The following is a 21208-nucleotide window of genomic DNA, read 5'->3' as shown; positions in this document are numbered from 1 at the left end:
CCTCATCTGGCGTTCATCCCCAAGGCGCGATAGACTGCACGAAAATTCGAGAGAGATAGGCCCATGAAGATCGCCCCGCTGCTGCGCTCCGCTGCCCTTGTCACCGCTGTCGCGCTGATCCCGGCTACGACCGTTGGCTTTGCCCAGGTCGATGGCCGGGCCGGGCCGGAATTCGCCAAGCTGTTCGCGGTCTATCAGCGGATCCAGGCCAGCTATGTCGAGGATGTCGACGATGACAAGCTGATCCGCGGCGCGATCGATGGCATGCTGGCTTCGCTCGATCCACATTCGGCCTACCTCGACGGCGGCGACCTGCAACGCCTCGAAACCATGATCGATGGCAATTATTCGGGCCTTGGCCTCTCCGTCATCATGGAAGATGGCGCAGTCAAGGTGATCAGCCCATTCCGTGGCAGTCCGGCCGACCAGATGGGCATCAAGGCCGGCGACTTCATCACCCATCTCGACGGCGAGCTCATTTACGGCGGCGATCTCGACGATGCGGTTCAGCGCATGCGCGGTGTTGCAGGTACGTCGATCCGGCTGACTATTTTCCGCCCGGGTCGCGACGAGCCCTTCGATGTCAGCGTGACGCGCGGTGTAATCGAGCTTGAGCCGGTCACCTTCGAAGTGCAAACGGGCAATATCGGGGTCATTACTGTCAATGAATTCTCCCGCGATGTTGGCTCGGACGTTTACAACGCCTGGCAATCGATCAAGCGCGAGGCCGCCGGCCGGGTCAACGGGCTGGTGCTGGACTTGCGCTCGAACCCCGGCGGGTCGCTGGATGAAGCGGTTGCGCTGTCCGACCTCTTCCTCGACAAGGGCCGGATCGTTTCACAGCGTGGCCGCGCCCGCGGTGAAACTCTGCTCTATGATGCAGAAACCGTCTACCGCGGTGACATGGCAAGCGACATCCCGTTGATCGTCCTGATCGATGCCGGCTCGGCTTCCGCGTCTGAAATCGTCGCCGGTGCCTTGCAGGATCATCGCCGCGCGCTGATCATGGGCGAGCGTAGTTTTGGCAAGGGCAGCGTGCAATCACTGCTGCCGCTGGGCCGGGATGCCGCGCTCAAGCTGACCACTGCAAGGTATTATACCCCGGCCGGAAAGTCGGTGCAGGAAGGCGGGATCAAACCCGATATCCTCGTCCCCCAGATTTCGGACCCTGACTGGGAGAAGCGCAAGAAGTTCCAGCTGCGCGAAAGCGACCTGCGCGGACACCTGGTCAACGAAGTCGGGCTCAAGGATGAAGAGCTCGAGGCCGACGGACAGAAGGATCCGCGCTTCCAGCAGACTGCCGATCAGCTCAAGGAACAGGGTATCGAAGACTTCCAGCTCTACTATGCGCTGGAAACGCTGAGGCGGACCACGCCCAGTTCGGTTGCGTTGCGCAAATAACAGCCACATAGGGCAGCCATGACGACGACGAATTCGCTTCGGCTTGCGCAAAAGTTGGCGCTGGCAACACCGGCGCTACTGCTGGCCGGGGCTTACATTTCGCAATATGGCTTCGGCCTCTATCCATGCGAAATGTGCTGGTGGCAGCGTTGGCCGCATTTTGCGGCGCTCGCCTTCGCAGCCTTGGCCTTCATGGTGCAACCGACGCGTGTATGGATAAGCTTGGCAGCTTTGGCGATCATGGTGTCCGGCGCGATTGGAGCATTTCATGCTGGTGTCGAGTATGCCTGGTGGCCCGGTATCACGCAGTGTTCCGGTGTCGCTCCAACGGGCGGCAACAGCTTTGAATCGATCCAGATGGCACCTCTTATCCGTTGCGATGTAGCTCCGTGGAGCCTGTTCGGCATCTCGCTCGCGGGTTGGAATTTCCTTTTCTCCACTCTAGCTGGACTGTCGATATTCACGCTGGTGACTCGCAAGGCTTGAAGCATGAGCAAGATCGACAACGACACCCTCCACCGCATGATCCGGGTCGACCAGGCGGGAGAGTTCGGCGCTACACGAATCTATGAGGGCCAGTTGGCGGTGATGGGTGACCGCGGTCCGCACTCGGGCGAGATCGAAGCCATGGCCCGGCAAGAGGAAGGCCACCGCGCCCGCTTCGATGCATTGATGGCAGAACGCGGCGTTCGGCCCACTGCGCTGCAACCGTTCTGGTCCGTGGCCGGCTATGCGCTTGGTGCAGGGACCGCCCTGCTGGGCCCGGAAGCTGCGATGGCGTGTACCGCTGCCATAGAGACCGAGATCGACAAGCATTATTCCGACCAGCTCGATGCGCTGGAGGCATCGGGCGACGACCCCGAACTTGCCGCGATGATCCATGAATTCCGCGAAGACGAGCGCGAGCATCGCGATGCAGCATTGGCGATGGGAGCGGAAAAGGCACCAGGCTACCCAATCCTGTCTGGTCTCATCCGGCTCGGCTGTCGCGCTGCGATCAAGATCAGCGAACGCGTCTGAGGGTTTTGCCCGCTTCAGGGTGCATTCACGGCCATCGGTTCCTATATGGGCGCAAGCGAACCTGATTTTGCATGAGGCTCACCATGATCCGTCGCCTGAACCCGCTTACTCTTGCTGCCCTTTTGATCGCCGCAGTCATGCCCTTTTCGTCTCCCGCCGAGGCGCAGGATGAGGCGGGTGACAAGGTTCGCATGGTCATTGTTTACGGTGAAGATGACGCGCCTGAACCCGACGGCGATGAAATCGTCGTAGTTGCGCGCATGCCCGAGGAAGAGCGTTATCGTATCCCCGAGGCGCTGCGCTACAGCGATGATCCTGACAATACCGCCTGGGCGCGCCGGGTCGAACAATTCGAGTTTGTCGGCCAGTTCGGCACGCTTTCGTGCTCGCCGAGTGGAGCGGGCGGAATCACCGGTTGCACCAAGGCGCTGATCGATGCGGCTTATGACGCCAAGCGCGAATCCTCCTCCGTGCGCTTCAGCCAGCTGATCGAAGCGGCGCGGGCAGAACGACTCTCGCAGATCGACGAGGATGCCGCCGCCGAGCAGGAGCGGGTCGAGGCGATTGAACGCGAGTATATGGAACGGCTCGAACGTGAACGTGCAGGTGAGGCGGCTGGCGAGCCCTCCGAAGAGCCGCTGCCGCAGCCTGAGGCACAAGGCCCGGCGAATGACAATGACACGGAAGCCACGGGCCCCAAGGACGAATAAATTCCTTTCAAGGCTAGCCAGCGCTTAACTTTCTTTGGTTAATGGCACTGGCATGAGCACCCTCGAAAGCCCCGTGCGCAATATCGTCACCGTTTTCGGCACACGGCCCGAAGCGATCAAGCTGTTCCCCCTCGTGCACACGCTCGAAGCAGATGAACGTTTCGACAGCCGAGTGCTCGTCACCGGCCAGCATCGCGGCATGCTTGACCAGGTGCTGGAGATTGCCGGGGTCACGCCACATCACGACCTCGATGTCATGCAGCCCAACCAGTCTCTCGATGCCCTTACGGCCCGCCTGTTGACAGGGATTGGCTCTGTGCTCGACACCGAGCAGCCCGACTGGGTGGTGGTGCAGGGCGATACCGCTACCGCCATGTGCGGCGCGCTGGCCGCCTACTACCGCAAGATCCCGGTCTGCCATGTCGAAGCGGGACTGCGCAGTGGCGACATCTACCACCCCTGGCCCGAGGAAGTGAATCGCAAAGTCATCGGCAGCTTTGCAGCGCTGCATGCTGCACCCACAGATACATCGGCGGCTGCTCTGCATCGCGAGAATGTCGATCCTGCCATCGTCCACGTCACCGGCAATACAGTGATCGACGCGCTGCACTGGATCACCGCCAAGGTTGAAGCTGAGCCTTCGCTGGCATGGGATCTGGCAGACGTTGAAGAACGCTTCGCCGGCAAGCGGATCATCGGCGTGACCAGCCACAGGCGCGAGAATTTCGGTGATGGGATGCGCAATATTGCGGGTGCTATCAAGCGCCTGGCCGCTCGCGAGGATGTGGCGCTGATCTTTCCGGTGCACTTGAACCCAAATGTTCGCGCGATCATGAACGCCGAATTGGAGGGTCTGGACAATGTCGCGTTGCTCGAACCGCTCGACTACCCCCATTTCGCTCGCCTGCTCGATATCTGTACATTGATGCTGACCGACAGCGGCGGCGTGCAGGAAGAGGCACCCGCGCTGGGCAAGCCCGTGTTGGTCATGCGCGAGACGACCGAGCGCCCTGAAGGCGTCGAAGCCGGCACGGCCAAGCTGGTCGGGACCGACGAAGACACCATTGTGCGCGAAGTGGAGCGCTTGTTGGACGATGAATCCGCTTATTTAGCAATGGCCAAGGCGCACAATCCCTTTGGCGACGGCAAGAGCGCCGCGCGGATCGCGGACCTGCTCGCCCGGTGAAATCCGACATTCATTACCGTTATCTTTACCTCGTTCTGCGATGGGATGTTGCAATTCCCAAGCGGACAGGAACCCATTGAATGCACGGCGAAACCAAACCTGATGTATGCGTGGTCGGCCTTGGCTATATCGGACTGCCGACAGCAGCGATCATTGCCCGGGCCGAATGCCAGGTGACAGGGATCGATATTTCGCAGGATGTCGTCGACACCATCAATCGCGGCGAGATCCATATCGAGGAAGTCGATCTCGACGGGCTCGTGCGCGGAGTTGTCCAGCGCGGGCTGCTCAAGGCTTCGACGCAGGTTGCCCCTGCCGATGTGTTCGTGATCGCGGTCCCGACTCCGTTCGAAAAGGACGGCAACCACACCCCAGACGTGACCTATGTCATGGCCGCCGCGACCGAAGTCGCCGGCGTGCTCAAGAAGGGCGACTGCATCATCCTCGAATCGACCTCGCCGGTCGGCACGACCGAGGCGATGCGCGACCTGATCGCCGGGCTGCGTCCAGACCTGAAGATGCCGGGCAAGACCGAAGAAACACCGGACGTCTCGATCGCTTATTGCCCTGAGCGCGTGTTGCCGGGCAAGATCCTCGAGGAACTGACCCATAACGACCGCTCGATTGGCGGCATTACCCCACGCTGCGCGCGGAAGGCGCTGGCGTTCTACAAGCGTTTCGTGCGCGGAACCTGCGTCACCACCGATGCTCGCAGCGCCGAGATGACCAAGCTGGTCGAAAACGCCTATCGCGACGTCAACATCGCTTTCGCCAACGAGCTGTCGATGATTGCCGACCACATGGGCCTCGACGTGTGGGAAGTGATCAAGCTCGCCAACCGCCACCCGCGCGTCAACATCCTCACTCCCGGGCCCGGCGTGGGTGGGCACTGCATTGCGGTCGATCCATGGTTCATCATCAACGGTGCGCCTGAGCATTCGCCGCTCATCCGCACGGGCCGCGAAGTCAACGATGCCAAGATGCACCATGTCGTGGCGCAGGCCGAAGCGCTGATCGCGGCCAATCCCGGCGTGCCGGTCGCCTGTCTCGGGCTCGCCTTCAAGGCCAATATCGACGACTTCCGCGAGAGCCCGGCGCGCTTTGTCGCTTCGCGGCTGGCGCGCAAGTTCGGCGAACAGGTGAAGATCGTCGAACCCTATGCTGGCGAGCTGCCGATCGAATTCGGCTCCACTGGTGCCGAACTGGTCGATCTCGACCATGCGCTGGAGAACTGCGGCATCCTGATCGTGCTGGTCGACCATGACATCTTCAAGGCCGTGCCGGTCGAGGAGCGTGCCGGAGCGATGGTTTATGATACGCGCGGGATCTGGCCGGACCAGCCCGCTGCGAGGCAAGCCGCCGCGCTACGCCTCGCCAGCTAAGCCACTCTAGACGTTGTAATAGTCGCGATACCAGGCGACGAACTGGCGCACCCCTTCGCGGACATCGGTCTGCGGGGCGTAGCCGGTCAGCTCCTCCAGCAGCGTGGCATCGGCCCAGGTGGCCGGGACGTCACCCTTCTGCATCTCCATGAAGTTGCGCTTGGCCGGGACGCCGCATTCGGCCTCGATCGCATCGACGAAATCGGTCAGCTTGACCTTGTCGCTATTGCCGATGTTGACGACCCGCCACGGCGCGACCGGCGACAGGCTGTCCCACTCAGGAATGTCGTCCTTGCTGTCGGGGCGCTCCGGCGGGGTATCGATCAGCAGCGCGATCCCGCGCACCAGGTCGGTGACATAAGTGAAGTCGCGGTACATTTCGCCGTGGTTGTAAACGTCGATCGGCTCGCCGCTGAGGATCCCGCGAGTGAACTTGAACAGCGCCATATCAGGCCGTCCCCACGGGCCATAGACCGTGAAGAAGCGGAACATGGTCGTCGGCAGGTTCCATAGATGGGCGTAGCTGTGCGCCATCGCCTCATTGGCCTTCTTGGTCGCGGCGTAGAGCGTCAGCTGAGTGTCGCACTTCTCACGCTCGTCGAACGGCATGTCCTCATTTGCGCCATAGACCGAGCTGGTAGACGCCATCAGCAAGTGATCGACCGCCAGCTCGCGCGCGCACTCCATGACGTTGAAAGTGCCGACAAGGTTGGCATCGACATAGGCGCGCGGGTTCTCGAGGCTGTAACGAACGCCTGCCTGTGCGGCGAGGTGCACGATCACATCGGGCCTCGCGTCCAAGGCAATGGTGTGGAGCTTGTCGAAATCTTCCAACATCCCGACATGCGCAGTGAAGCATTCGTGCTGTAGCAGCATCTGGTGTCGCCGTTCTTTCAGCGCGACTTCGTAATAATCGGTCAGACCGTCATAGCCGATGACCGTGTGTCCCGCTTTCAGTAACAGGTCGCACAGGTGGTAGCCGATGAAGCCAGCGCTGCCGGTAACGAGGATGGTTGCCATGGCGCTGTCGCTCCCCAGCCTATTTTGCGCCGAACCCGCCGAAGACGATGCGGATCGTCTTGAGCGCGATCAACATGTCGAGCCACAGCGAGATGTTCTTCACGTAGTAGAAGTCGTAGCGCAGCTTGGCATTGACGTCGTCGAGGTCTGTGACGTGGCCCTGGTTGACCTGCGCCCAGCCTGTCATGCCGGGGCGCACGATGTGGCGATAGGAATAGAACGGCAGCTCGCTTTCATACCAGGCAGATAGCTCGGCCGCTTCGGGGCGGGGGCCGATCCAGCTCATCTCGCCGTTGAGCACATTGAATATCTGCGGCAGCTCGTCGAGCCTGGTCTTGCGGAGCAGGCGCCCGACCCGGGTGACGCGCGCATCTCCGTCCTGGGTCATCGCATCTTTCCGTCGCTCTTCCTCGTCTTCGATCGGCCCGCGATCGCGCATGGTCCGGAACTTGACCATGCGGAAAGTCTGGCCACGAAAGCCCATCCGATCCTGGATGAAGAATACGCCGCCCCTGGAATCGAGTTTGATGACGAGGCCGATGATTGCAAAGGCGACGAGGCAAAATGGCAGCGCAAGCAAGGCTGCAACTACATCCACCACGCGCTTGGTTGCCATGTAGGGAACGTTCGGGATCAACGATCCCAGGCTGTTTTCACTCAAGTGGGTAATGATGACCTGGCCGCTCTGCAGTTCCACGATCTGGCGGAAGTGGTAGACCGGGATGCCGTTCAGCGCAGCCTTGGCGAACAGCCGCTCCCATTCATCGGGGTGATCATGGTGCAGGTCGGCAATTATGGCACCATTCAACCGCCGGGCCTCAACGAGAGACTCCATTTCAACCAGCGACGGGGCGGGGAGGAAGGAGGAATCCATCGCCATCTCGTCGACCCGGCCGCCCGGCACGACGTATTGTACGCTGCGCGACCGCCGGTTGCCGGCGACGAACACGTAGCTAATCACAAGCGCGCCCAGCATCCCGATGGTGAACAGCGACGCGGAATAGGTCAGCCTGAAGATGGCGATGATTGAGAGGATGCCTCCAAACGCGAGGAAGTTTACTGGGAAGACATAGGACAGGAGCCGCGCCTTGGCATACAAACGCAAGCGGCCGAGGACGTACCAGGTCGCAATTGCGGCCATCGTCAGGAACATCAGCGTGTTGGTCAGGAACACCGATGTGTACGACATGCCCCGAACAACGGTCCAAAAGAATATCGGGGGGCCAAGAGTGGCGAGGATGTAGCCAAGGAACTGCACCTCGGCGAGCGCCATCCAGCTTTTCCGGGAGACCGCCGGCACCTTTTCCTGGTGAACTAACATTCAACGTCTCCCATGGCACCAGCCCGCTGCCAACGGCTCTCGCCAACGAACGGGGCCGTGCAGCCGCGACAAGCAACTGTTGGGCCTCTCTCGCAGCCACTCGATAACACGTTTGCCCTCTTTGTTAATCGGGTCGCTGTCAAACCTTACGCAGATGCGCATCTTCAGTATCAAGAAACCAGTCATAGGTGTCTTTTAGCCCCTGATCGAGCGGGATGGCCGCTTTCCAGCCCATGCGGGCCAGCCTGCTCACGTCGAGCAGCTTGCGGGGAGTTCCGTCGGGCTTGCTGGAATCGAAAGTAATCCTGCCCTTGAAGCCGGTAATCTGCGCCAAGGTCTCGGCCAGCGTGCGGATCGTGACGTCCACGCCCGTTCCGACATTGATATGCGATTGCATCGGCGAAGTTTCACGCAAGTAGGTCTCACGATCGAGGTCCATCACGAACAGCGAAGCCTCGGCCATGTCGTCCACATGCAGGAATTCCCGCATCGGCGTACCGGTGCCCCACACTACGACTTCATCCACTCCCTCGCGCGCCGCTTCGTGAAAGCGGCGCATGAGAGCGGGCAGCACATGGCTGTTCTCCGGGTGGAAATTGTCGCCGGGCCCATAAAGGTTGGTGGGCATGACGGACCGATAGTCGGTGCCGTACTGGCGGTTGTAGCTTTCGCACAGCTTGATGCCGGCGATCTTGGCCACTGCATATGGTTCGTTAGTGGATTCCAGCCCGCCTGTGAGCAGCGCATCTTCTGCCATCGGCTGGTTCGCCAGCTTGGGATAGATGCACGACGAGCCAAGGAACAAAAGGCTCTGGACCCCGGCCTCGTAGGCCTGGTGGACGATGTTGGCCTCGATCATCAGGTTGTCATAGATGAACTCGCCGGGACGAGTGTTGTTGGCATGGATCCCGCCGACCTTGGCCGCCGCCAGGATCACCCGGTCGGGTTTTTCCGCCTGCATGAACTCGCGCACCGCGCGCTGGTTGCACAAGTCGAGTTCGTTGCGGCTCCGGGCGACAATTTCGTCGCCGCGGGCCTCTAGTTTGCGAGTGATGGCACTTCCGACCATGCCACGATGGCCGGCGACAAAGATCTTCACGTTCTGTGCCCCCTAGTTTTCCAACGGCACCGGCTGCTCGAGGCCGTGGGCCTTGAGCAGGGCGTGACGCTTTGCCGCCGCCAGGTCTGATGCAACCATTTCCTTGCACATCTCGCGCGCAGAAATCTCCGGCACCCACCCGAGCTTTTCCTTGGCCTTGGCCGGATCGCCAAGCAGCGTATCCACTTCGGCCGGTCGGAAATAACGCTCGTCAATGCGAACAATGACGTCCCCGGGTTTGACGCCCGGAGCGTTGTCCCCTTCGACGGAATCGACGATACCCTTTTCCTCCAGGCCTTCACCTTCGAAGCGGATGCCGATGCCGACATCGGCCGCCGACCAGCGGATGAACTCGCGGACCGAGAATTGCTCGCCCGTTGCTATCACGAAGTCATCGGGATTGTCCTGTTGCAGCATCAGCCACTGCATGCGGACATAATCCTTGGCGTGGCCCCAGTCGCGCAGGCTGTCGATGTTCCCCATGTACAGGCACTTCTCGAGCCCTTGCGAAATATTGGCCATCCCGCGCGTGATCTTGCGGGTGACAAAGGTTTCGCCGCGGCGCGGGCTTTCATGGTTGAACAGGATTCCGTTGCACGCGAACAGGCCGTACGCCTCGCGATAATTGACGGTGATCCAATAAGAATAGAGCTTGGCGACTGCATAGGGGCTGCGCGGGTAGAATGGCGTCGTTTCCCGTTGCGGCACTTCCTGTACCAAGCCGTAGAGCTCCGAAGTCGAAGCCTGGTAGAACCGGGTCTTCTTCTCGAGCTCCAGGAACCGGATCGCTTCCAGCATCCTCAGCGTGCCGATAGCGTCGACATCGGCGGTATACTCAGGCGCTTCGAAGCTCACCGCGACATGGCTTTGCGCGCCCAGGTTGTAGACCTCGTCCGGTTCGACTTCACGAATGATACGGGTCAGGTTCGAAGTATCCGTCAAATCGCCATAATGCAGCTTGAAGCGGGCATGGTCGACGTGCGGGTCCTGGTAGATGTGATCGATTCTCTGCGTATTGAAGAGCGAGGCCCGCCGCTTGATGCCATGCACCTCATAGCCTTTCTCAAGGAGAAATTCGGCCAGATACGATCCATCCTGGCCGGTTACTCCGGTAATCAAAGCGCGCTTGGTCATTGTTCTCTCTGTTTCACTAAAGTGGTGGAGGCACTGGGCCTGTAGGGCGTCTGCGACGGCTTGTTATGTTTTTCTTCTCGTCTGGCGTTCGCGATAGACTGCTGCGGCAAATATCGGACCAGAAACAAAGATCCTGCGCCAGAGCCGTCTCGGTTGCTGTACCAAACGGGGCAACCATTCCAGCCCAAGCGAACGGAATATCGGCGGGGATCGCTTTACCGTACCGGCAAAGAAATCGAATGCGGCACCAATGGCTCCGGCAGCTCCCACGTTGAGGTCATGCGAATGCCGGGCCAGCCATTTCTCTTGCTTTGGCGCAGTCATCCCGACCCAAAGCACATCCGGCTTCGCAGCGTTGATGGCATCGATCATCGCCTGATTGTCGTCTTGGGTGAACTCGGCCTTGAACGGGGGTGAGTAGGTACCGGCAACGGTCACATTGGGATAATGGAGCGCGACTTGATCCCGCACCTTGGCCAGGACAGCCTCGGAAGAACCGAGGAAGAACACTGAGCCGGACTTGGCGTCGAGGCGCTCCATGACCGCGAGGAAGGTATCCGGCCCGGTAATGCGCGAGACAGTCTTGTCGCCCAACCTCCTGGCTGCCCACACAATGCCCGCACCATCGGGCAACAGCCATTCGGCGCTTTTGAGCGCAGCGCGAAACTGTTCATCCTGTTCGGCAACAACGAATGAATGCGGATTGAGGCAGGCCATCATGGCGCAGCTACGGTTTCCGTCGAGTGCTGCGGTCACGATTGCGTCCGCGCATTCGCTCGGTTCGCCTGAGAACACAGTGTATTCTCGAAACTCAAATCCTGGCTTAACGCCGTTCATTTTCTAAAAAATCCCTTGCTGGACCAGCTCTTCACTATGCTTTCAGGCTCGAACTTGGCCTAGCTCCAGACTCCCATTGGCGGTTGCCGGGCCTGTTGTCTTTCTTTTCAACGGCACCCGAATCTCACTGTGCATGATCAGCAGGTAGGAAACAATAACCGTAGGGAAGCTCAGGACGTTGCCCGTCAGCATGTAGAAAGCGAGAAACAGAGTGGCGACCCGGCGGTGGTTGCTCTGGCTGGACACTTGCCACCCGAGCACGATCAGGGTGGCCACCAGGGTGACCACGCCATAATCGAACATGATGCGAAGATATTCATTGTGCGGCAGTTGGTAGAATCCGATCGTCTGCTCGATCAGCATGACCGCACTGCCAGCGCCGTTGCCGAAGAAGGTCATCTGGCTGGAAACCAGCGCCAGCCAGAAATTGGTCCGCCCCTTCAACAAGATCCGGTCGTTGCGAAGTTCCGTCAGGAACAGGCTGGCCTCCTGATAGGATTCCGGTTGCACGGCCAGATAGACCGCGATGCACAGGGCCGGGATGGTCAGCGCAAGGGCAAAGCTGCGCCAGCGGAAGAAGGTCCAGCTGGCGACGATCGCCAGGATCAGCACTCGGGCGCCCGCCACGAAGGCACCTGCGACGGCAATGGATTTGCGCAGCTTGGTATCGGCCACCAGCATGTAGAGGATGACGGAAAAGCTCGCCACCTGGAGCAGCGCAGCAGGAGCACCAAGCACCATTGTGTCGATGACGGCAAACACGAGAAGGACAACGATCCCGATATCGGTCATCGTTGAGGGAGCGACGCGAAAGCCGAACTTCAGCCAATGGCCCGAAAGCAGCAACAAGAGCCCTACGGTGGTGTTGAGCGCATTGAACTGGGTCTGTTGCGACATCGCGGCATAACCGGGAGCAAGCTGGCTTAGCCACCATGCCGCTGCCACGAGGCCGAGCAGCAGGAGCCAGGTCACCGGTTTTGCCAGCCGAAGGATGTAGGCCGCAAGGATGCCGTAGGCGATGAAACCTGCGTCCAGCAGCACGCACGCCGGAACCAGCACATGGATGACGAAACCATTGAGCTCGGAGCGCGACAGTCTCACTAGCCCACCTCTCCGGCCGCTGCTTCCAGCTCTTCGACGCGTTTCACCAGGGCTGCGAGGCGATCCGGTTCAAGCTCGGCAAACAGGTCTATCCTGCCAAGGTTCTTGGTGTAGGATTCGCGCTCGAGCGCGGACTTCAGGCTGGCCGCCATGTCCACTGTCGGCAAGCCGAGGACGTCGGCGGTGGTCGCCACCATCTTGTCATCCAAGTCGATGAGTTCGCGAAACGTCAGCACGAGGTCATAACGGGATCGGTCGAGGGTGCTAAAGCGCAGGTACTCATCGACCAGCGGCCTGCCGTTCGGATTGTTGTCCGAGAAGAACAGCCTCTCGAGCATTTCTTCAAAAGGAGTCTCGCGGGCAAACACGCTGACCGGATGCTTGGTATCGATGTGCATGTAGTTCACATATGAACGCAGGCACTGCCACAGCGGCCTCGTGACCAGGAAGGTCTTGAAGCCTTGCCCGTGCATTATGTCGTCCTGGGCCAGATGGCTGACATAGAACTTCCCTGCCACAGGGCGGACCTTGGCAGAATCCACATTATGCTCGTCGATGCATTTCGTCGGATGGCGCTTGTAGCCGGACTGGATCAGCCACGATTCGAACAGGTTGGTGCCTGCCTTGGGCATGGAATTGACGAACACCGGCGGCCCGTCGCAGCCAGGGCGACCGACGAAGTGACTGATCTTCTGCAGTTTTCCCAGGAAGGTCACGAGGCAGTCACCAGGCTGTCCAGATAGAGATGCGCGATGCTCTCCGGCGGATTGACGCCCAGCGCCGACAGGTCGGCGTTGAGCTTGCTGAAATGGGCAAACAGCCGGCCTTCCAATTCGTCGCTGAGCGTAATGTCATAGCTTTCCCCGCGCCCGATCTTCTTGAGCGTATCGCGCACGAAGAACCGCATCTTGTTGGGGAGCTTGAGGCCGGGAGCGAGCTTGGTCTTCAGATTGATGATCGGGACATGCAGGCTGCGTGGGTCGGCGCGCTTGATGCCCTCACCTTGCGCCCTGGTGTTATCCCGCCCTTGGACATGTTCGAGTGTTCGCCCGGTGAGCTCGGACCAGAAGGCGATCTCTCCGGCCGGGTTATTCCCCAGCTCCTCGTAATATCGCACATGGAGCGGAATATCGGGCAACTCTGCCCGGATCTCGGCGAGCGTATTGTCGAAGTTGTAATACCAGCCAGCCTGGTGCGGACCCTCGCTCGAATCCATCACCGCCTGCGCGTAGGCCTCGATGGTATCGAGGCCGATCGGGTTGAAATGGTAAGTGGCGCTTTCGGCGTAAAGCGAATGCAGGAGGCTGGGCTGCGCTCTGAGCGTAACAACCAGGGCGGCGTCAGTGCCGGGGTTGCGGCTGATGATGGATCTTATGCCGCGCAGTGCAGCAGGAAACTTGGGTCGCCGCTGTTCGGGGCGATGAAATTGCTGGATGGGGTCGAACAACATGCCTTCGATCGATAGCAGCAGGTTCCTGTCGCCCAGATTGTCGAAGAACTTCTCGGATACTTCGTCCCGTTGGATCTGGGACTTGAGCGCCTGGATGCTCATCCCGATGTTTTCGGATTCAGGCGTGATCACCACCTGTTGCCCTGCCAGCTGCGAGAATATCCTCCGCTGCAGGTAAGTCGTTCCGGTCTTGGGGTAGCCAAGGTGAAAGATATACTTGGGCATCAGGCTTCCTTCGACACGCGACAGGTGCGCATTTGCATCTGACTATGTCCGCTCCATATGCTTGAGCATCTGCAGGTTGACTCCCACAAGTACGAACGCAACGAGTGCCAGAACTGCGGGTATTCCGTAAGGACCCAGCGCGGTGATCACAGGATAAGAGATCGCCAACACCACGACCAAGGCCAGTGTGACCCGTAAAAGCAGCGGCCTGAGAAGTCCAGCCGCGTAGAAGGCGCTTGAGAGTGATGCATTGGTATTCGCGCAAATATTGTAGAGCACGAACAAAACCATGTAGGCGAACCCATCTCGGGCGAGGTCGTATTTGCCGGGAAACAGCAGGATGATTGCAGCCATGGGCGCTGCCATGGCGACTGTCAGCAGGACCATCTTGACGGAGATGTTGCGGACGTAAGCAGCGAGTACCCCATGATCGCCGTCGCGCAAGTGGGCGGCACCCTTGGCCATGATGTTCAGGCGCATCGCATTGGCAGGCAAGGTGACAACGTTGGCGACGCTTTGCCACAGCCGCACGACACCAAGCACGGCTTCACCCAAAATGAGTTGCCCGATGAGCAACGGTGCCGTGTTCTGCAAGGTACGAATGAAGGCAATCGAAGATGCCATTCCGGCGGCGCGGAAATGCTGGGCCAGGAGCGGCCAGGGTACTGTGCGACGGGCCAGTAGATGGCGCGCATTGAGCAGTCCGAAGATGCCGAGCGCCGCCATGAGCGCGATGGCCTGGCTGCCAAGCACCGCATCGGTCGGAGCGATATCCCCCAACCCGCTGTGCTGCAGCAGGACTGCGCTCAGCAACGCGAGAGTGAGCGTGGCCCTGACGATGTCGAACCGGACTGTCTGCGTCCTGGCGGCGAATGCCTGGAAGAAAGCCCGCAAGATCTCGGCACCGGCAAATGTTACGACATACGCGGTGGCAATGGCGGGTGTGACAAGGTTCTCGTCCTTGAGGAAGAATGCAACAAGGGCCGCGCAGGCGAAATGCAGGGGAACGGCGAGCACTACGAACCCGGCAAGAATAACTCTCGCCAGGCCGCTCAGGTAATCGGCCCGCGCACTCTCGTCGGCCATCGCAGCGATGCGGGTGGCTGGCTCGACCAAGGCGGCACGAAGCACATTCAGCAGCAGGTTGGCGAAGATCGCGATTAGCGAAAAGGCCCCGAAGATGGCTGCTCCGAAGACCGATGACACCGCCACTGCGACGATCAGGCTTACAAGCGATATCAGGCCCTGACCGAACAACAGCGGGATCGCCGGTCCGCGAAGGATGTGCATCCAGCGGGCAAGGCGCTGGTTCAGGAGCTGCTGCACTTCCGGCTCTCTTCCTGCGCTGCGGCATAGATTTCCCGGAGCCGGCTGACTGTGGCTTCGGCTGTAAAATGTTGCTCGAACGCAGTGCGGGCGTTGCTTGAGCAACGCGCAAGTGCCGCCTGATCACTCCAGAGTTCGGCGATTCTCGCCTGCATGACCCGGGCATTGGCCGCAGGGAATGACGTTCCTGCGCCTGCCGTCCGCACGATGGTGTCCAGCGGGCCAATCTCCGATGCGGCTATGGGGGTCCCATGCGCAAAGGCCTCGGCAATGACCATCGGAAAGCCTTCGAACCATTCGGAAGGGAGGACCATCAGCCTGGCATTGGCGATCGCGGCCACAGCTTCCTTGGGGGAAACCTGCCCGGCGAATTCGATCGGGAGCCCTACCGACTGGCGCATTAGCTCCTCGCGATCGTCACCATCGCCGAACAGTTTCAACCGGGGCGCGTCGGCACCCCAGTGGCGCCACGCTTCGAGCAAGGTGTGCACGCCCTTTTCGCGGGAAAGGCGGCCCACGAAGACAATTTCTCCGCTGCGGTCGCCCCAGTCCGTCACTGAGGGGTTCCCGGTGTAGAAGTTGGGTTTGACGTGGAGCTTGTCTGCCGGAAGCCCAGCCTCGGCCATCAGCTCCTTCTGGAACTCCGACAGCACGATGAAGGCATCGACCTCATTGGCCCAGGTGCCGATACGCCGGTGGAGCTCCACCGTCAGCGCCAGGGGGGCTGTCGCCAGGCGACTGTTTCTGTAGCAGCCATGGCGCAGGGCCGGCCAGGCGCTGTGCCGGTCAAGGCAAAGCGTGCAGACTTTTTCCTCCCGCATCGGAATCCCTGCGGGGCAGAAGAGCCTGTAGTTATGCAGGGTGAGCACGCGGGCAGCCTTGCCGCGCAAGGCCTTGAATATGGCCGGCGAGATCAGCGGGAACGTGTTGTGGGTATGCACGATGGCGGGCTGGAACCCTGCTACCTGTTGGCACAGGTCGTCAGCCGCCGCCTTGTTCCACGGAGTCGAAACGGCACCTTTCAGCAAGCCCAGGGCGCCCTGAGCGCGAATTGTATCGCTGTGGCGGGAAAACAGCCGTACGTCGTGCCCCGCTTCCAGCAGGACTGCCCGTTCGAGGTCTACAACCCCGTTCTCGCCAGAGGGTGCGGAGCTGCCATAGTAGTTGTGGACCTGGAGGATGCGCAAAGGCCCGCCGGATACGTCATCCATCTGCTGGGGTGCGATCATTGGGTTCCTTGCCTTTTCGTTTCTTTCGCAAGTGAGAAGCCTGGGTTTGTCCCGATGAAATGCGGGTGACACACTGCGCCGCCGAACTGAACAGGCGGAAGCTCGCGCGTATTACGCAAGCCGGGATCGAAAGGCCACTGTTGGCTGGCGGGTTGTTGATCGCTGTCAGTCGGGTGCCTCTGCCAGGACTGCGCAAGCGCCTCACAATGCGGCCGGCATGAAGAAATTGGTTCTCCAGTTCGCTTGCAGGCCTTCCATCTTCCGATTATTGCCGCGCAAAACATTGGTACACGCAGGGTCTTATTACATCAGCTTATGCGAATTGAATTGCGCTGTCGCCTGCCCGAATGCCCATTGGCGTGAAATGCGCATGGCATTCAACGATTCGAATCTTGAAAATGAAAGAGTGGCGTGTTGGGCAATTCTGAAAAGCGTGTAACATCGCGAAAAGCCGACCTGATACTGCTCGGGCTGCTGGCACTCGTGGCCGCACTCCTCGGGGGTAGCTCGCGCCCCGACCCGGTCCAGCTTGCGGCTTTGCGCCCTCTGTCAGCCTTGTTCCTGATCCCGGCCGTCTACGCTCTCTACCGGGTCCAGCTGCAGCAGGCGCGGTTTCTGGTCATTCTGTTTGCGGCGCTGGCCGTTTGGATGCTGATCCAGCTCATCCCGCTGCCGCCGGGCATCTGGCATTCCTTGCCGGGACGCGAACCGATCGTGGCGATGGATGCCGCGCTCGGATTGCAGGACCTGTGGCGCCCCATAGCGATGAGCCCGGTCCGCGGCTGGAACGCTCTGGCAAGCCTTGTGCTTCCGCTTGCCGGTCTGCTGCTGGCCATGGCAGCCGGAAGCAATTGGCGCACTCTATTGCTGGCCGTAGCGGCACTCGGCACGCTCGATGCGCTGCTCGGGCTGCTGCAAGTCGCGTCGGGGCCAACCAGCCCGCTCTACTTTTATGCGTTTAGCAGCCGCGGCGCGCCGGTAGGGATATTTGCCAACGAGAACCATTCTGCGGTCTTTTCCGCCTGCACGCTGCTGGTGCTGACCCGGCTCGGCCTCGACACTGCACGCAACCAGGAGGCCGGTTTGATGCGGATGGCCTATATGGGGGCGTTCCTGCTCGTTGTGGTCGCCGCCCTCGTCAGCGGGTCGCGGGCCGGATTCATCGCTGCTTTCATTGCCATGGCTGGGTCCGGGCTAATGGTCTGGACTTCGCTGGACCCTGCACGAAAACCATCGCGTTCGCGCGCCGCGCAATTCCGTTTCCGTCCGGGCCCGCGTCTGCTCGTCGGGATCGGCTTTGCGCTGGCGCTGGCGGTTCCCGCAGCCTTTTTTGCCTTCGACAGGATGCCCGGTTTCTCCGACCTCCTGGCGCGCGATGCATTCCAGGATTTGCGCTGGGCCATCTGGCCCACAATTAGCGATATGGTGGTAACGTACTGGACTGTAGGCGCTGGTTTCGGCTCGTTCGAGGAAGTTTATCATATCTTCGAGCCGACAGCGCTGCTTGGCCCGAAATACATCAACATGGCGCATAACGACTGGGCGCAGCTGGTTTTCGAAGGCGGCATCCCTGCTGCAGCCATCCTGCTGGCGTTGCTGGGCTGGGTCGGGCGTTCGATCTGGCGGATCGGGGGCAGCCGACAGGAGGCCTTCCCGGCGCGGATCTTCTGGGTGGCTGTGTTTGCCATCATTGCCTTCGCATCGGTGTTTGACTATCCGCTTCGGGCACCTGTTTTCCAACTCACGGCCATCTGGCTGCTTCTGGCCCTTGCGTTCGAGAATGGCCGTACGGACGCTGCGCCGAGCGGAAACAAGAACGCAGCGCTTGGCTTGGGCGCATAGTCCGCTATGTCGGCAAGGAGATTTGGGAACTTCACGATGATATTGAATATCCGCCCTGTTTTCGCCCTCGGGCTAGCTGTGCTGCTGAGCGCTTGCGCCACCGACCGCACCTTTGGGGCTGCCGCCGGAATCGAGGTCACTCAGCTCGATACGCTGCCTGAGCCGCGTGGCGACTTCAGCTATCGGATCGGACCGCAAGAGGCACTGCAGATCGAAGTGGTCGGGGCCGAGTTGTTGAGCGGCAAGTACTTCACCGACGACCAGGGTACGATTGCTTTCCCGCTGCTGGGTGCCGTCCAGCTAAAAGACCAGACACCCAATGAAGGTGCCGGAAAAATCGCCGATGCGCTGCGCGGCGAGTATGTGGTCAATCCGCAAGTGCGCATTGTCCCGGAAGAATTCCCGGTCCCGACAATTTCAGTGGGCGGACAGGTCAATCGGCCCGGGACCTATCCTGCGGCTGGCAAGCAGACCCTGCTCAGGGCGGTCACCGCCGCTGGCGGAGTGAGCGAATATGCCCAGCTCGATGACGTGCTGGTGATGCGCACCGTCGACAATCAGGACTATATCGGCCTCTATAACCTCGAAGCTATCCAGCGCGGCAACTACAGCGATCCAGCCCTGTTTCCCAACGACATAGTGATGGTGGGGGATTCACCTGCCAAGCGGCGGCTTGAGACCATTCTCGGCCTGGTGCCGCTTGCAACTGCCGCGTCGATCATCATCGACCGCACAACGAGGTAATGCACAAGACCATGGCTAGCCAAGTTCCTGCTTCCGGCGGAATGCTGAATTCCGCCGACGCCAATTACCCGGGCGATGACGGCTTTCACATCAATCTTGAGCGCTACCTAATCGAAGCGCGGTCGCTGCGGTTCTGGTTGGCCGGGATTGTAGCGTTCTCGATCATCGCCGGCCTGCTCGTCACACTGCTCGCAACCGAGCTGTTCCGCGCCGAGGCCCGGCTGGAGATCAACCAGGTCGCTGCCAATGTGACTGATATCGATACGCTGGAAGCCGACAGCACTGTATCGGAATTGCAGTATCTCAACACTCAGTTCGAGCTGCTGGAATCGCGCTTCATGGCAGAGCGGGTTATCGAAGCAGGTAATTTGGTTCGCAACGACGAGTTCCTCGCTGCATTTGGCCAGCTTGGCGAAGAGAGCCCGACTGATCTCGATCTCGAGGAAGTTCTGCTCGAGAATTTGACGATTCGCCCGATCACGAATTCGAGCCTGGTCGATGTCGGTTTCTCAAGCTCGGATCCGCAGCTCTCCGCAGACATCACCAATCTGTGGGTCGAAGAGTTCATCGCTGCAAACTACGAGAAGCGCTTTGGTACCAATATCGAGGCTCGCAAATTCCTCGAGCAGCAGATCGAGGAGTTGCGCATCCGCCTGGCGGAGTCCGAGAAGGAGCTGGTCGACTACGCCAACGCCAACGGAATTCTCGTGCTGGAAACCAACCGCACCGACGGCAACGGGACGGAAACTGCAAGCCAGTCGCTGATCGCCTCGGACCTGTCAGCCATCAATTCCGCCCTGGCGCAGGCGACCACCGACCGGATCGCGGCTGAAGCGGCGCTGCGGGCAGGGGCGACGCCCACCCGGATGACGCAGGATGCACTGCGGACGCGGTTGGCCGATGCCGAATCCGAACTGGCATCGCTTCGCGCCAATTTTGGACCGGGGTATCCCGCGCTCATCCAGAAGGAAGCCGAAGTCGAGTCCTTGCGCAAGGCGATTGCCGAGCAGCAATCATCGGAAGCCGGTGACCTGCGCGCAGCTTTCAATGCTGCAGTGCTGCGCGAGAATGAGCTTCGAGCACAACTCAACGCGACCAAGGGCCGTTTCCTTGGCCAACAGGACCAGGGCATTCAGTACGGCATCCTGAAGCGCGAAGCGGACACCAACCGCGAACTCTACGAAGCGCTGTTGCAGCGCTACAAGGAGCTCGAGGCTGCCGGTGCGGGCCAGAACAACATCAAGCTGATCGATCGCGCCACTCCACCGCAGGAGCCTTATGCCCCGTCGCTGGTACAAAACGTGCTGATCGCCCTGCTTCTCGGCCTCTTTGGATCTGCGGCGCTCGTCTATCTTCGCGTAACGCTCAGCCAGACCTTGCGCGATCCGCAAGATGTGAAACGCCGCCTGGGCCTGCCGCTGCTGGGCAGCGTGCCGGAGGCCCAGACCACCGACATCACCAACGAAATCGTCTCGCGGGCATCGGAGACGAACGAAGCCTATGCTTCGATCCGGACCAACCTGGGCTTCCTGACCGCCAATGGCGCGCCGGAGGTGATGATGGTCACATCGTCCGTGCCAGGCGAGGGCAAGAGTGTCTCTGCGACAGCGCTCGCCACCAGTTTTGCGCAGCTCGGCAAGAAGACGCTGTTGATCGATGCCGATTTGCGCAACACCCGCATGATGGAAGTGCTGGACATCAACCAGCGGGTCGAGAACGGCCTCAGCGCGCTGTTGTCCAACCGCAACTTGTCGCTGGAATCCGCCAGCCTGCACCTCGACCGCTTCGGCTTCGACTTCGTTCCGGTCGGGCATCCGCCGCCCAACCCGGTCGAACTCCTTGCCGGCGACCGCTTGAAGGAAGTCATTGCCGAAGCCCGCGGTCAATACGACCAGATCATCATAGACAGCGCGCCGATGCTGGCCCTGGCCGATGGTATCGAGCTGTCGAAGGCCGTCGATGGCGTGGTCTATGTTATCGAAGCCGATCGCATCAAGGTGCGCGGTATCGAGAATGCAATCGATCGCCTGCGCAGCGCCAACGCAGTCCTGCTGGGCGGGATCGTGACGAAGCTCAAGGAAGGTGACGCCGCCTACGGCTATGGCTACGGATATGGCTATGGATACGGTTACGGCTATGGCGCCGATGCCGAAAACAAGGCCTGATCGAGCCCTCGGAACC

At 60.5% G+C, this 21208-nt stretch carries 19 protein-coding genes; 9 read left to right on the top strand and 10 right to left on the bottom strand.

Going from position 1 to position 21208, the window contains the following annotated elements:
• Nucleotides 1-63: 63 nt before the first annotated feature.
• From QPW08_RS00910 to wecC, 6 genes are all read left to right on the top strand, one after another.
• Nucleotides 64-1401: a S41 family peptidase gene (locus tag QPW08_RS00910; protein ID WP_284123845.1), complete on the top strand. Its 1338-nt coding sequence runs from the start codon at nt 64-66 to the stop codon at nt 1399-1401.
• An 18-nt stretch (nt 1402-1419) separates the two neighbouring features.
• Complete coding sequence (locus tag QPW08_RS00905; protein ID WP_284123844.1) at nt 1420-1887, top strand: disulfide bond formation protein B; 468 nt, start codon at nt 1420-1422, stop codon at nt 1885-1887.
• Nucleotides 1888-1890: 3 nt separating this feature from the next.
• A complete protein-coding gene (locus QPW08_RS00900) occupies nt 1891-2421 on the top strand; it encodes a demethoxyubiquinone hydroxylase family protein (protein ID WP_284123843.1) in 531 nt (176 codons plus the stop codon).
• Nucleotides 2422-2504: 83 nt separating this feature from the next.
• Complete coding sequence (locus QPW08_RS00895; protein ID WP_284123842.1) at nt 2505-3131, top strand: hypothetical protein; 627 nt, start codon at nt 2505-2507, stop codon at nt 3129-3131.
• A gap of 52 nt (nt 3132-3183) precedes the next feature.
• The gene (gene wecB / locus QPW08_RS00890; RefSeq protein WP_284123841.1) at nt 3184-4317 is read left to right on the top strand and encodes a non-hydrolyzing UDP-N-acetylglucosamine 2-epimerase; all 1134 of its coding nucleotides are present in this window, start codon (nt 3184-3186) and stop codon (nt 4315-4317) included.
• Nucleotides 4318-4397: 80 nt separating this feature from the next.
• Entirely contained in the window at nt 4398-5699 is a 1302-nt protein-coding gene (gene wecC / locus QPW08_RS00885) for a UDP-N-acetyl-D-mannosamine dehydrogenase (RefSeq protein ID WP_284123840.1), read from the top strand.
• Nucleotides 5700-5705: 6 nt separating this feature from the next.
• On the opposite strand, the gene QPW08_RS00880 is transcribed toward wecC, so the two are convergent.
• The 10 genes from QPW08_RS00880 to QPW08_RS00835 form a co-directional block, all read right to left on the bottom strand.
• Nucleotides 5706-6719, bottom strand: coding sequence for an NAD-dependent epimerase/dehydratase family protein (locus tag QPW08_RS00880; protein WP_284123839.1), 1014 nt, complete (start codon nt 6717-6719; stop codon nt 5706-5708).
• Between the two features lie 19 nt (nt 6720-6738).
• Nucleotides 6739-7908 carry a sugar transferase gene (locus tag QPW08_RS00875; protein WP_284123838.1) on the bottom strand — a complete coding sequence of 390 codons (1170 nt, stop codon included), beginning with the start codon at nt 7906-7908 and terminating at the stop codon, nt 6739-6741.
• A 271-nt stretch (nt 7909-8179) separates the two neighbouring features.
• The gene (fcl, locus tag QPW08_RS00870; RefSeq protein ID WP_284123837.1) at nt 8180-9139 is read right to left on the bottom strand and encodes a GDP-L-fucose synthase; all 960 of its coding nucleotides are present in this window, start codon (nt 9137-9139) and stop codon (nt 8180-8182) included.
• Nucleotides 9140-9151: 12 nt separating this feature from the next.
• The gene (gene gmd / locus QPW08_RS00865) at nt 9152-10273 is read right to left on the bottom strand and encodes a GDP-mannose 4,6-dehydratase (protein WP_284123836.1); all 1122 of its coding nucleotides are present in this window, start codon (nt 10271-10273) and stop codon (nt 9152-9154) included.
• 63 nt (nt 10274-10336) lie between these two features.
• A complete protein-coding gene (locus QPW08_RS00860; protein WP_284123835.1) occupies nt 10337-11029 on the bottom strand; it encodes a WecB/TagA/CpsF family glycosyltransferase in 693 nt (230 codons plus the stop codon).
• Nucleotides 11030-11152: 123 nt separating this feature from the next.
• The gene (locus tag QPW08_RS00855; RefSeq protein WP_284123834.1) at nt 11153-12211 is read right to left on the bottom strand and encodes a hypothetical protein; all 1059 of its coding nucleotides are present in this window, start codon (nt 12209-12211) and stop codon (nt 11153-11155) included.
• Complete coding sequence (locus tag QPW08_RS00850) at nt 12211-12927, bottom strand: hypothetical protein (protein WP_284123833.1); 717 nt, start codon at nt 12925-12927, stop codon at nt 12211-12213. The genes QPW08_RS00855 and QPW08_RS00850 overlap by 1 nt, the downstream gene beginning before the upstream one ends.
• Entirely contained in the window at nt 12924-13886 is a 963-nt protein-coding gene (locus tag QPW08_RS00845; RefSeq protein ID WP_284123832.1) for a hypothetical protein, read from the bottom strand. Before QPW08_RS00845 ends, QPW08_RS00850 begins: the two co-directional genes overlap by 4 nt.
• 42 nt (nt 13887-13928) lie before the next feature.
• Nucleotides 13929-15212, bottom strand: a complete 1284-nt coding sequence (locus QPW08_RS00840) for a lipopolysaccharide biosynthesis protein (RefSeq protein WP_284123831.1) — start codon at nt 15210-15212, stop codon at nt 13929-13931.
• Entirely contained in the window at nt 15197-16441 is a 1245-nt protein-coding gene (locus QPW08_RS00835) for a glycosyltransferase family 4 protein (protein WP_284123830.1), read from the bottom strand. Before QPW08_RS00835 ends, QPW08_RS00840 begins: the two co-directional genes overlap by 16 nt.
• Nucleotides 16442-16855: 414 nt before the next feature.
• Between QPW08_RS00835 and QPW08_RS00830 the strand changes: the two genes are divergently transcribed.
• From QPW08_RS00830 to QPW08_RS00820, 3 genes are read left to right on the top strand one after another with little or no spacing between them, the layout of a single operon-like run.
• Nucleotides 16856-18283, top strand: coding sequence for an O-antigen ligase family protein (locus tag QPW08_RS00830; RefSeq protein ID WP_284123829.1), 1428 nt, complete (start codon nt 16856-16858; stop codon nt 18281-18283).
• A gap of 36 nt (nt 18284-18319) precedes the next feature.
• Nucleotides 18320-19027, top strand: a complete 708-nt coding sequence (locus QPW08_RS00825) for a polysaccharide biosynthesis/export family protein (protein ID WP_284123828.1) — start codon at nt 18320-18322, stop codon at nt 19025-19027.
• 41 nt (nt 19028-19068) lie between these two features.
• Nucleotides 19069-21192, top strand: a complete 2124-nt coding sequence (locus tag QPW08_RS00820; protein WP_284123827.1) for a GumC family protein — start codon at nt 19069-19071, stop codon at nt 21190-21192.
• Nucleotides 21193-21208 lie beyond the last annotated feature (16 nt).

Source organism: Parerythrobacter aestuarii, assembly GCF_030140925.1.
Lineage (GTDB): Bacteria > Pseudomonadota > Alphaproteobacteria > Sphingomonadales > Sphingomonadaceae > Parerythrobacter > Parerythrobacter aestuarii.
This window is presented reverse-complemented; position numbering and strand designations above follow the sequence as displayed.